The sequence below is a fragment of the Tolypothrix sp. PCC 7601 genome, from assembly GCF_025677855.1.
In the GTDB taxonomy this organism is placed as follows: domain Bacteria; phylum Cyanobacteriota; class Cyanobacteriia; order Cyanobacteriales; family Nostocaceae; genus Aulosira; species Aulosira diplosiphon.
The window spans coordinates 6,567,772-6,579,984 of record NZ_CP064879.1 but is presented as its reverse complement, the minus strand read 5'-3'; the positions used below and the strand labels follow the sequence as shown (position 1 = coordinate 6,579,984).

9 protein-coding genes and 3 pseudogenes are annotated in these 12,213 nt (G+C 39.7%); 11 read left to right on the top strand and 1 reads right to left on the bottom strand.

Features of this window, described 5'->3' with window-relative positions:
- The first annotated feature begins 74 nt into the window (after positions 1-74).
- The 10 genes and pseudogenes from HG267_RS26510 (at position 75) to HG267_RS26465 (ending at position 10,866) form a co-directional block, all read left to right on the top strand.
- Positions 75-509 (top strand): EamA family transporter, encoded by a 435-nt coding sequence (locus HG267_RS26510; RefSeq protein WP_045872228.1) that lies wholly within the window; start codon positions 75-77, stop codon positions 507-509.
- 261 nt (positions 510-770) lie between these two features.
- Positions 771-1,772 carry a helix-turn-helix transcriptional regulator gene (locus HG267_RS26505; protein ID WP_045872227.1) on the top strand — a complete coding sequence of 334 codons (1,002 nt, stop codon included), beginning with the start codon at positions 771-773 and terminating at the stop codon, positions 1,770-1,772.
- 118 nt (positions 1,773-1,890) lie between these two features.
- Positions 1,891-4,485 carry a TonB-dependent siderophore receptor gene (locus tag HG267_RS26500; RefSeq protein ID WP_045872226.1) on the top strand — a complete coding sequence of 865 codons (2,595 nt, stop codon included), beginning with the start codon at positions 1,891-1,893 and terminating at the stop codon, positions 4,483-4,485.
- A 15-nt stretch (positions 4,486-4,500) separates the two neighbouring features.
- Entirely contained in the window at positions 4,501-5,478 is a 978-nt protein-coding gene (locus tag HG267_RS26495; RefSeq protein ID WP_045872225.1) for an iron-siderophore ABC transporter substrate-binding protein, read from the top strand.
- Positions 5,479-5,482: 4 nt separating this feature from the next.
- Positions 5,483-5,860 carry a DUF1636 family protein gene (locus HG267_RS26490; protein WP_045872224.1) on the top strand — a complete coding sequence of 126 codons (378 nt, stop codon included), beginning with the start codon at positions 5,483-5,485 and terminating at the stop codon, positions 5,858-5,860.
- Between the two features lie 89 nt (positions 5,861-5,949).
- A complete protein-coding gene (locus HG267_RS26485) occupies positions 5,950-6,129 on the top strand; it encodes a hypothetical protein (RefSeq protein ID WP_228045228.1) in 180 nt (59 codons plus the stop codon).
- A 79-nt stretch (positions 6,130-6,208) separates the two neighbouring features.
- Positions 6,209-6,955 carry a helix-turn-helix transcriptional regulator gene (locus tag HG267_RS26480; protein ID WP_228045227.1) on the top strand — a complete coding sequence of 249 codons (747 nt, stop codon included), beginning with the start codon at positions 6,209-6,211 and terminating at the stop codon, positions 6,953-6,955.
- A gap of 109 nt (positions 6,956-7,064) precedes the next feature.
- Positions 7,065-7,985 (top strand): annotated as a pseudogene (locus HG267_RS26475) (TonB-dependent receptor plug domain-containing protein); the annotation flags it as partial.
- Between the two features lie 171 nt (positions 7,986-8,156).
- Positions 8,157-9,806: pseudogene (locus HG267_RS26470) on the top strand (TonB-dependent siderophore receptor); the annotation flags it as partial.
- 1 nt (position 9,807) lies between these two features.
- Complete coding sequence (locus HG267_RS26465) at positions 9,808-10,866, top strand: ABC transporter substrate-binding protein (protein ID WP_045872223.1); 1,059 nt, start codon at positions 9,808-9,810, stop codon at positions 10,864-10,866.
- Positions 10,867-10,878: 12 nt separating this feature from the next.
- Here HG267_RS26465 and HG267_RS26460 read toward each other — a convergent pair.
- Positions 10,879-10,989, bottom strand: a pseudogene (locus HG267_RS26460) (DUF4351 domain-containing protein); the annotation flags it as partial.
- Positions 10,990-11,158: 169 nt separating this feature from the next.
- Between HG267_RS26460 and HG267_RS26455 the strand changes: the two are divergent.
- Positions 11,159-12,157 (top strand): helix-turn-helix domain-containing protein, encoded by a 999-nt coding sequence (locus HG267_RS26455; RefSeq protein WP_045872221.1) that lies wholly within the window; start codon positions 11,159-11,161, stop codon positions 12,155-12,157.
- Positions 12,158-12,213: the final 56 nt, after the last annotated feature.

Below are 12,213 nucleotides of genomic sequence, written 5' to 3'. Positions count from 1 at the left end.
TGAGATTTTTTCAGAAATCAAATCGGATTCCTATAGTACTTTTCAATAATTAGTTATGCAATTGGGGATAAAAAATGTTAGATAACAACGAAGCAACGAGTATATTTTATGCCTTGTTATCAGCATTTTTTGCAGCTTTGACGACGATATTTGCCAAGATTGGAGTCGAAACGATTAACCCTAATGTCGCAACCGCCATCCGCACAGTAGTAATTTTAATCATGGTTTGGGGTTGGGTTGTGGCGAAAGGACAGCTAGATACAATACTGACGATTAGTCCAAAAACCCTACTATTTCTCATCTTATCTGGGTTGTCCACAGGCTTATCTTGGTTGTTTTACTTTCGCGCTTTACAAGTTGGAAAAGCTTCTTTAGTCGCACCTTTAGACAAATCGAGTTTAGTTTTAGTGCTGATATTTTCCGTACTATTTCTTCAAGAACAGTTAACTCTATCTGTGATATTAGGAACTAGCTTGATTGTAACTGGTACACTGATTTTGATTCGTTGAAAGGTCAAGATATTCTCATCGTTCGCGATCGCATCTCCGTTGTGCTTCTATGTAACGATCGCCAAATTTAATTAAGATAGTTTCCTAATTAGATCCTAGAAATTCATGCTTATATGATTACCTTCATTTCCCCACAAACCTTGATTAATCAATCCCAGTTATGACCATCACCCTCAAGCCTATACCTCTATATACAAGCTAGTGTGATATAGTTATTGATAATATATAGCAATTAACTATTTTTGAGTCCACAGCCCCATCATGACATTAATCCTCAATAAATCGGACTGGGATAAAATGTGGCAGCAGACTGTCACCCCTGAACTGCAAAAGTTTGGCTCTGATGCGTTTGAGGAAGTTTTGGAGATGCCGCAAGTTGCTGGTCAAGGTTATTCTGGTCATATAGAACTATCTCCTGGGGTGTCGTTGGGTTTTGCGGATTGCGAATACCACCAGGATTTGACGATCGAGATACCTGCCCACGACCATTTGATTCAAATTAATATTTTATTATCAGGATTCCTTGACTGTGAGGGAGTTCACCCGCGTTTGGATGAGACGCGCAGTTATTTTTCTGGTAGTGGGGTTTCGCCCGCAGTTACCGAAAAGCATCAAAGTGGAGGGCGTTTGAGTTTTGTGAATGTGGAAATTGCGCCACAGGTGCTGGAATCGTTTTTGGACGACAGACAACGCCAACTAGATAATATCAAGCAACTATTCAAGGGTGAGGATTGGAAAGTAGCCTTTTACCCAAAGGTGACAGCAAAAATGCGATCGCTTGCTCAAGAATTATGGCATCCACCTTATCACGGTGCGGCTAAACGTCTTTATTTACAAGCCAAGGTATTTGAGTTATTAGCCTTGTATGTAGACTTAATTGCTGACAGTCAAGAACCAATTCGCAATTTACCAAGGCTCAAACCAGATACAATTGCCCGTATCCATCACGCCAAAGAAATTTTAACCGCCCAAATCGAACATCCACCATCATTATCAGCATTAGCTCAACTAGTGGGAGTGAGCGATCGCACTTTGCAACGCGGGTTTCAAATACTTTTTCAAACAACAGTGGTAGGCTATTTGACACAGTTGCGGTTAGACAAAGCCGAAAAATTACTACGCCAAGGCGATCGCAAAGTTGCAGAGGTAGCGAATCTAGTAGGCTATGGACATTTAGGTCATTTTTCCGCAGCATTTAAACAACGATTTGGCATCACACCCAGTCAATGTTTGGCAGGTAACAAGGCGGTTTTTGGCAAATAAATGGCGGTTTTTGGATAGACACCTGGCGATCGACTTTCCTATACTACCCCTAATTGCTATTAAGAATAATTAGCAATAAGTTGCTTGGGTTTGATATTTTTATTGTGTGTGAGGAACGATGAAGCGTTGGTGTTTGTCCGCTAATGTGAGTTTATGGTTTCTAATCAGCCTTTCTGGATACTTCAATATGATGTTAGTACAACCAGGATGGGCAAAGGATAAAACCCAAAATCCAGAAGTACCGTCTTTAAACCCACAAATAATCAAGAATTCCCCAATTCCCCAAATTAGTGACATTGAACTTCCTGCTACCAGCGCGCAGATGTTGGTACAGACACCACAAACTAATGTTGTACCAATTACAGGTGTCAAAGCCAATCCCACAGATAAAGGTGTAGAAGTAATTTTAGAGACAACCCAAGGAGAACAACTACAAATCACAAATCGTACTGAAGGTAATAACTTTATTGCAGATGTTCCCAATGCTCAGTTACGTTTATCTTCGGGCGAAGCTTTCACCTTCCGTTCAGAAAAGCCAATTGCGGGAATTACGGAAATCACAGTTACAAATATTGATGCCAATAATATAAGAGTCATGGTAGTGGGTGAGAAAGCTGTGCCCACAGTTGAGTTGTTTGATGGGGATGAAGGGCTGATTTTTGCAATTGTATCTCCGACAACGACAACCCAACAACCCCCAGAACAGCCAGCAGCGCAGCAAGATGAGCCAATCGAGTTGGTAGTTACAGGAGAAGAAGAGGGATATCGCATACCCAATGCTTCAACCGCAACGCGGACAGATACACCTCTGCGAGATATTCCCCAATCGATTCAAATTATTCCCCAACAAGTATTGCGGGATCAACGCGCAGATATATCTAGTGCGTTGTTAAATGCTCCCAGTGTACGTAACGCAGCACCTTCTAACTTTGATTCATTGCGCTTGCAAGTGCGAGGCTTTTTTAGCCAACCCACATTGAATGGAATTAAAGAAACTAACGGTTTAGCCTCTAACGTGGGGCCTGATTTGACAGGAATCGAAAATATCGAAATTCTTCTAGGGCCAAACTCAGTTTTACTTGGTTCCACATCTCCAGGTGGAACAGTGAACTTTGTCACCAAACAGCCTTTACGAGATCCTTACTACTTTATTGAAGCAACTGTAGGTAGTTTTGATTTTTATCGTGGTGAGGTGGATTTATCGGGGCCTCTAGATGATGATAAAAAAGCCCTTTATCGGCTGAATGCATCTTACAGAGAACAAGGGTTTTTTACAGATTTGAGCCAAACTAGAAACTTAGTAATTGCGCCGGTTTTGAGTCTAGAACTGAGCAAAAATACAAATCTGACCATTGAAGGAACTTATAAATACTTAGAGCAGGAAAACTACAATTTAGGGTTACCGGCGATTGGAACGCTATTTTCTAATCCAAATGGCGAGATACCTCGTAGTCGCATTACCAATGAAGGCGAGCTGAATGTGACAACTACCAGGCTGGGATATCGATTAGAGCATAAATTTAATGAGAATTGGTCATTAAATAATTCTTTTCGGTATGGATACCTGAACTACGATAGTGCTGGTGTCAATATTGGGACAAGGCTTTTAGACGATAATCGCACCCTACTGAGAACAGCTAACGATTCCAACGATCGCTATCGTGATTATAGACTCACAACAAATGTGATCGGCAAGTTTGCCACAGGTGCAATTGAGCATCAATTACTATTTGGTATCGATTTAGGAAGGCTGAACAATACCTTAAAATTTACAAGTAGAATCGGCGCACCCATTGACATATTCAATCCGATTTACGGTCAAGCACCAGGAGCAGTTACATTTGAGCTTGATACTAATACCGTCACTGATGAGCTGGGTTTTATAGTACAAGATCAGGTAACAATTGCCGATAATTTAAAATTACTCCTAAGTGGTCGATTTGATACCTTCACCCAAATCAATAGAGACTTTCTCGCCACAACAGAAACCAGTCAATCAGGAAGCGCGTTTAGTCCCCGTATAGGTATTGTATATCAGCCAATCCCGGCTATTTCCCTGTATGCAAACTATAGCCGCTCCTTTGAACCTGCTATTGGTCAAGCCTTTGATGGGAGCGACTTTGAGCCGACAAAGGGTACACAGTATGAAGTTGGGGTGAAAACCGATTTTCATGATAGGCTTTCGGCTACACTAGCTTTCTATGACGTTACCCAATCGAACGTTTTAACTGAAGACCCCAATAATGTAGGTTTTTCCATACAAACAGGAGAACAGCGCAGCCAGGGTATTGAACTCAGCCTTGCAGGTGAAATATTACCAGGATGGAATGTGTTTGCTAGTTATGCCTATAACGATGCCCGTGTTACCCAAGATAATAGCATTCCCGTAGGTAACCGCGTACAACGGACAACGCCCCATGCTGCTAGCTTATGGACAACCTATGAAATTCAACGTGGTAACTTGCAGGGTTTAGGCTTTGGTTTGGGATTGTTTTATGTAGGCGATCGCACTGGCGACACTGGAAATACATTTGAAGTACCTAGTTATTTCACTACAGATGCTGCTATTTTCTACAAAAAAGACAGATTACGTGCAGCAATCAATATCAAAAACCTCTTTAACGTAGACTATTTTGAAAATGCTTTTAGTCGCTTGCGCGTCTCTCCTGGTGCGCCATTTACCGTCCAGGGAACTATTTCTTGGGAGTTTTGAAAAGTCTAGGTTTTCATGAACAGGTTTCTTTATCGTCTCACCTCTGTGCTATGTCTAGTAATTACGATATTTACACTTGTTTGCGCTTGTAGCAAAAGTGTTTCTGATGAAGTTGCGACTTCACAATCTCCACAACCAAGTCTAGAATGTCGAGTAGTAGAACACGCCAGAGGAGAAACTTGTATTCCCCTCAATCCACAACGAATTGTCACCTTAGATTTCAATAGTTTTGCAGCTATTTTGGCTTTAGACATCAAACCGATCGCCACTTGGATTACAACGGAAATAGAAGATGACTTTCCTTACTTTCAAGGAAAAGCAGATGGAGTAGAAATATTAAGAAGTTCTAGCAGTCAAATTAATTTAGAAAAACTTGTTTTACTCCATCCCGATTTAATTATTGTGATTTCTCATCCAGGATTTGCCGGAATTTATAAATATGTATCGCAAATAGCACCCACAGTAATTCTACCTTGGGTTGAAACTCAAGGAAATTGGAAACAACACATTCAAGATACTGCTAAAATTTTCAACAAGACAGAAACAGGTATTCAATTAATAAATTACTATAACCAACGTGTTAACCAATTAAAGCAGACAGTTGGTAATAATCATCAAAAAAATCGCATATCATTTGCTTATGTCGCTGCCGGGAGATTAGTAATTACTCGTCAAAAATCTTTTGCAGGGGGAATTTTACATGACATTGGCGTATTAAATCCTATATTTGCCGAATCTGGTGACAATGATTTACCTCTTTCGGAAGAATTGTTACCCAAGATTGATAGCGATATCCTGTTTATTGCACCGCTACAAAAAGATGATTACTCAGTTATCCAACAGCTTCAGCAAAAGCCTTTATGGTTTAAAATCAAAGCTGTACAACAAAATCAAGTTTATCTAGTAGATTTTTCTGTTTGGCGGGGATTGAATATTCTTGCAGCTTATGCAATGCTTGATGACCTCGATCAATACATAGTTAACATCACTTAAAATTATGTCAAAATATAATTTATTTGTCTGCAAATCCTGTCATCGTTCCTCCCAAGAACGACCAGAAAATCCCCCTTTTGATGGGGATATTTTACTTGAAAAATTAAATGATTTATGTAAAGAGAAATATTCACTAAATGAACTAGAGATTAAACCCGTTGAATGTTTGTGGGCTTGTAATCACGGCTGTGTTGTAGCTGCTTCTCACCCAGACAAACCCACCTATCTTTTTGTCAATTTGTCTCCAGAAGAAAGCGCCGCATCGTTACTAGAATTTATGCAATTGTATATCAAGAGTCGCAAAGGCAATATAGCTTGGAAACAATTACCTGAAGTGTTACAGTCTGCTATTTTCGCGCAAGTTCCGCCTGGAGAAAGGTAGCCAAACTATTTATCTTTAGCATTCTTATCTCTCGACTTAATGGTAAAATTATTGCAAATAATTATCATTAATGTGGGCAATTCCTGACAATGACGATTACTTTAAGTAGTCAAGACTACAATGAACTTTTAAAAGCAAGCAAGGAAAATAGTACTTCGTCCCCAGGTTTGGAAGCAGATGAATATCTCGATCAAATGCCCAAACAGCTTGGTAGAGGCTACTACCGCACAATTGAAGTATATCCTCTAACTTTGGTTATGTATTTTTGATCAAGAATATCATCAGGATATTGTACTAAAAACCCCCATTAACCATCATCCCTTGCAATTTCATGCGTTAGCTTTAGGGATGTATACAGATACTTATGGGCAGATGGGGAGAGAAAATAGAAATACCTTTATTTCTGGTGGTGGAATGCAGCAAAAAATTGATATTTGCTATCACCATTCCCAAAGAATTTTGGGTGTTGATATAGAAATGCCACCCCATTTATTAAAGACTTTTTTCCCTAAAAAAGACGGAGAAATGCTGCCACAATTTAAATTTTTGGCAAAAGAAAGCGATTGGCAAACACTACTTTACTCTCCAACTAATCCAGCTATTCAAAGTGTTGTGCTGCAAATTCTTCACTGTCCCTATCAAGGAATAACTAAGCGGATGTATTTACAGGGTAAAGTCATAGAATTAATGGCTTTGCAATTAGCTCCTTTTTTAGAAGATCATTCGGTAAAGCAATTACTACCACGATTAAAAAGGGAAACTGTTGGTAAAATTCATCATGCCAAAGAAATTTTACAAGCTCGGTTGGAGAATCCACCGTTACTATCAGAATTGGCTCAACAGGTAGGTGTGAGTGAAAGTACCCTGCAAAGAGGATTTCAGATACAGTTTGGTACAACGGTGTTTGGTTATTTGACAAATCAGCGTATGGAACAAGCGCATCAGCTATTACAGAATAGTGATTTTACAGTGGCGGAAGTGGCTAATATTGTCGGCTATTCTCATTTAGGACATTTTGCAGCAGCTTTTAAGCGTAAGTTTGGGATCACACCACGAGAATGTTGTTTAGGTAAAAAGCTGGTTTCGGGACTATAAGACTGTTTTGGGATAGACTCAACTAGTTCTACTCTTTTACACTCTGGTTGTTAGCAATTAAGAAATATACGCAATAAGCAAGATTATTCTTAGGTGTGTAGGGAGTAGCATGAAAAGTTGGCGTTTTGTTTCTAGCAGCAAGGGTTTGGCATTATCACTGAAAATTCATCTCTGGTTGGTACTGGGTATCATCTGTAGTGTATGCCAACCTGCACAGGTATTGGCATCAGAAAAACAGCAAAATACAGTTGATGTGAAAATCTTACTGGCTCAATCAACTGTAGTAATTACAGGAGTTAAGGCAAATCCCACAGATAAAGGTGTGGAGGTAATATTAGAAACAAACCAAGGGGAACAACTGCAAGTCACAAATCGCAGTGAAGGTAATAACCTGATTGCAGACATCCCTAATGCTCAGTTGCGTTTACCCAATGGAGATACTTTTACATTTCGTTCCGATCAACCAATTTCGGGAATTACGGAAATTACGGTGACGAATGTAGATGCAAATAATGTGCGTGTGACGATCGCAGGTGAGAAAGTTTTGCCTACAGTTGAGTTATTTGATGGGGATGAAGGCTTAATTTTTGCTGTAGCATCTACAACGACTGCGACACAGTCACCGCAACCAGTCACCCAAACACCACAAGAAGAACCAATTGAGTTAGTAGTTACAGGAGAACAAGACCAGTATTTCACACCGAATGCAACTACAGCCACACGCACAGATACACCGATTTTGAAAATTCCCCAATCAATTCAGGTGATACCTCGTCAAGTGTTAGAAGAACAGCAAGTAACCCGCTTGGAGGATGCTTTAAAAAATTCTAGTAGTGTTGTCTATAACGGTGCAGATACCTTTAGCGATTTAAACTATAGTATTCGCGGATTTGATCAAGCACCTGTATTACAAAATGGCTTTCGTCAGTATGACTTTGCGGAGATTCCCGAAGTTTCTAATATAGAACGCATTGAGGTGTTAAAAGGGCCAGCATCAATACTTTATGGTGAGATTCAACCAGGGGGTTTAACCCTCTTTTATCACTTTCGGGAGAAAATAATCTGGAATGCTTACAGCATAAGACTTTTACCAAAAAACCATGATTTTAGCCATTGTGTTAGAAAATAAACGCTCAATTGCCCGTTATATCTACAGTTCAAAATTTGGCTTTGATTTTTCTTTTCCCAGAGTGACAAAACAGGGTTAATTAATGTCGTCACGAAACAACCTTTATCTGAACCTTTTTATCAAACTGAACTACAATTTGGCTCTGATGGCTTAATTCGTCCACAAATAGATATTTCCGGCCCTTTAACAGATGATAAACGCCTACTATATCGGTTGAATGCTGTTTATTCTCGGCGCGATGGGTTTAGAGATTTTGATCAAGAGTTTAAGCAATTTTTTATTGCACCGGCTTTAAAATGGGAAATTAGCGATCGCACCAACTTGGCTTTTAATTTACAAGTCTCCAACCGCGAACAACCTTGGGATTCGGGTACAGTGGCTTTTGGGGATGGAGCGATCAATACTCCGCGCGATCGCATTTTCAATGAACCCGATGATTTTTTGCGGCGTGATTTCTTGAGTCTAAATTTATCTCTAGACCACAAATTCAGCGAGAATTGGTCAATTCGTAACGCTTTTCGTTTCACAGATTCTACAGTTTTCTCTGATAAACTCAGCGTATTTCTGGGATTTGATGAAACAACTGGCGAACTCCAGCGAATATTTGCTTTAGATGATTTCAATTCTCGTAATTACGCCTTACAAACCAATGTTGTTGGTAAATTTACCACTGGCGGACTCAAACACACTTTACTATTTGGTGCTGATTTGAGTCGCACTAATACCAGCCGCTTTGCTTTAGCTAACTTTACCTCATTCCCCATTAATGTTTTCAATCCCAGCTATGGCGTAAATCGACCAGAATTTGATACGCTGCTGTTTGACCGCAACTCGGAAATTGATCGCTTAGGAATTTATCTGCAAGATCAAATTGAAATCGCTGAACCATTAAATCTACTGTTGGGTTTGCGTTATGAGACAGTAGCACAAAGAAATCAGAATATACCTGCTTTATTTTACCCAGGTGGTGATACAACTCAAAATGATTCTGCCTGGACACCCAGAATCGGTTTTGTTTATCAACCAATTCCCAATGTTTCCCTTTACGGCAGCTATTCGCGATCATTTAACCCCAGTGTGGATGACATCGACGCAGATGGCAACCCCTTAGAACCTGAACGGGGAGAAGGATTTGAAGTAGGAATAAAAACAGAACTATTAGGCGGGAATTTGTTGGCGACATTAGCTTATTTCGACGTTACCAAGCAGAATGTCGCTACGGAAGATCCAAATTTTCCTGGTTTTGGTATTTCCATCGCCACCGGTGAACAGCGCAGCCAAGGTGTAGAATTCGACTTGACAGGCAAAATTTTACCCGGTTGGAATATTATTGCTTCCTATAGCTATACAGATGCAACGGTAACTCAAGATAATACTATTCCGGTGGGGAACCAATTGACAGGGATTCCCCAACACCAAGCGAGTTTATGGACAACCTACGAAATTCAAAGTGGCAATTTGCAAGGGTTGGGTGGGGGAATCGGGATTAACTATGTTGGCGAACGTCAGGGAGATTTGAATAACAGTTTTACCCTAGATAGCTATTTCCTCACGAATGCAGCATTATTTTACCGCCGAGATAATTGGAAGTTTGCTCTTAATTTCCGCAATCTATTTGATGTGGAATATACAAACAGTCGGGGGGGATTTGGTAGCCGCACAAATGCAGGTATCCCTGGAGAACCATTTACAGTTGTAGGTTCGATTTCGGTGAGTTTTTAAGATGAGGGTAATTGTGCGATTATTGTTGTTAAGTTGTTTGATGTTTGTCTCAGTTTTAGGTTGTCATCGCCAAGCGTCTGACATCTCATCTTCTCATTGCACATTCACAGGTGATTGTCAAACAGTGCGACATCTGGGAGGAGAAACGCAGATTTGTGGACAACCGCAACGGATTGTGGTTCTCAATTCCAAGATGTTAGATATTGTACTCTCATTGGGTGTGCAGCCGATTGGCTATGCGGAAATATTTAGCAATCGTCGTGGTGATTTTGATCAGCCTAGCCAGCAGATTCCCTATTTAGGCGATCGCATCACCCAGCCAATTGCTAATCTGGGAATGAGTAGCAATCCATCCCTAGAAACGATCATCAGACTCAAGCCAGATTTGATTTTGGGGGATATTCGGGGAAATCAACAACAATATAGTCAATTATCCCAAATTGCGCCCACACTGCTATTTGAATATGTTGGCAGGGATAAATGGCAAGATGCTCTACAGGCGATCGCTCAAGTATTAGGACGCACTCATCAAGCTAAAAAAATCATAGCAGCCCATCATCAGCAAATAGAAGCAACCCGTCAAGTATTAGCACCTGTTGTTAAAGCCTATCCAAAAGTTCTCATGGTGTCCTCAGAACAACTCAACGCCTCAATCAATCTGGTCACTTCTCTAGATTTTTGTGGTGCTTTATTAGAGGATATTGGATTTAAACTGGCTACTGTTTCCCAAAGTAAACCAACAAATATTACTCAACCAATTTCGGTAGAAATATTACCTCAACTTGATGCCGATTTAATCATTGTCCAAGGACATAACATAGTTGAGTTAAGCAAAATAGAAAATACAAATAGTTTTGCTAAAATTCAATTGCAATCTGTGCAAAAATCTTGGAATACCAACTCTCTCGCTCAGTCATTAACTGCAAGTATAAAAAACCGAGTCTACTTTATTCCTACTTATATTTGTCTAGGTTTACCTTCACCTAGTGGTACACAGATTACGCTTAAATCTTTACAAGAACAACTATTACCCTTGGCTAAAACAGGTAATCATAATTAACTGTTTATTGCTTTAAGCATGATCGCCCAACCCTGACAACCAAGCATCTAAATCAGCCATACTCGTAAAATCAAGCAAAGCCTCTCCCAAATTTTCCAACTGTTCCAAAGAAAGGGATTCAATTTCGACGAAGTCGTTCCCGTTTCCCGTAGGGGTTGCCGAAGGCTTTACGCTAACACGCTCATAGACACGTATGGTCATTGAGAATTGAGAACAAATCCTGTATACTTATTGCAATTCATTCTTATTTGTTAGGCAAAACATTAATCGGCTTTAGTTTTGCTGCATTCCTATGAAAAATCAAAGTTTGCAGATATTAGAATCTGATTGCTCAAATTTGTTAGTCACTGCTGAAGAAAGTACGAATTGCGATCGCAACCTAGATTTTTTAGAAGAAGTTATCAAATATCCCCCAGAATTAGGTCGGGGTTATATTCAAGAAGTTGAACTAAGTCGAGGATTTTCCCTGACAATTCGAGATTACCAAAATCACAACACCAATCTCACTGAAATTTCCCCAGCACACGAACATCCTTTACAGTTTTGTTTTAAACTTCAGGGTCAGACTATTAGTAACATTGAATATGCTTCATTAAAAACAGGCGAAACTGCTTTGTGCGGTTGTGGAATGTCTCCCAAGATGTCATATAGTTTCTCAGAAATAAATCAAGAAATTGATATCCACATCGAAGCGAAATTATTGACACAATTATTCGGGATTCAAGATGATGCAATTCCACCACAGTTAAAACACTTGTTTCGACAACCAGATGAAGAGTATTCTGTAAGTACGCGAGCAATTACCGCCCAAATGCAGGTTGCGTTGCAGCAAATTTGGCAATGTCCCTTTCAAGGTATGGTCAAACAGGTTTATTTGCAAGCAAAAGTTTTAGAATTAATGGCTTTGCGGTTACAACAGGATATGACGGGAGCAATTAATCCATGTCATAAGTATCAATCAAAACGAACAGTAATTGAGCAAATTTATCAAGCTAAAGAAATTTTAGAAAGTCGTGTAGAAAATCCACCTTCTTTAATTGAATTAGCAGAAAATGTTGGACTGAGTCTCTATCAATTAAAACAGGGTTTTCAGAAAGTATTTGGTCAAAGTGCTTTTCAATATTTACATCAATATCGGATGGAACAAGCGCGACTCTTGCTGTATGAGGGTAATATGCGTGTGGCAGATGTGGCAAATACTGTAGGCTATTCCCACTTAGGGCAATTTTCAGCAGCCTTTAAACGTAAGTTCGGTATTAGTCCCCGTGATTGTCTAAAGGGGAAAGTGTAATAAGATTTTTAGATAAACCTCCTTTTTGGGATAATTAGTCGTCATTTTTAGATAGA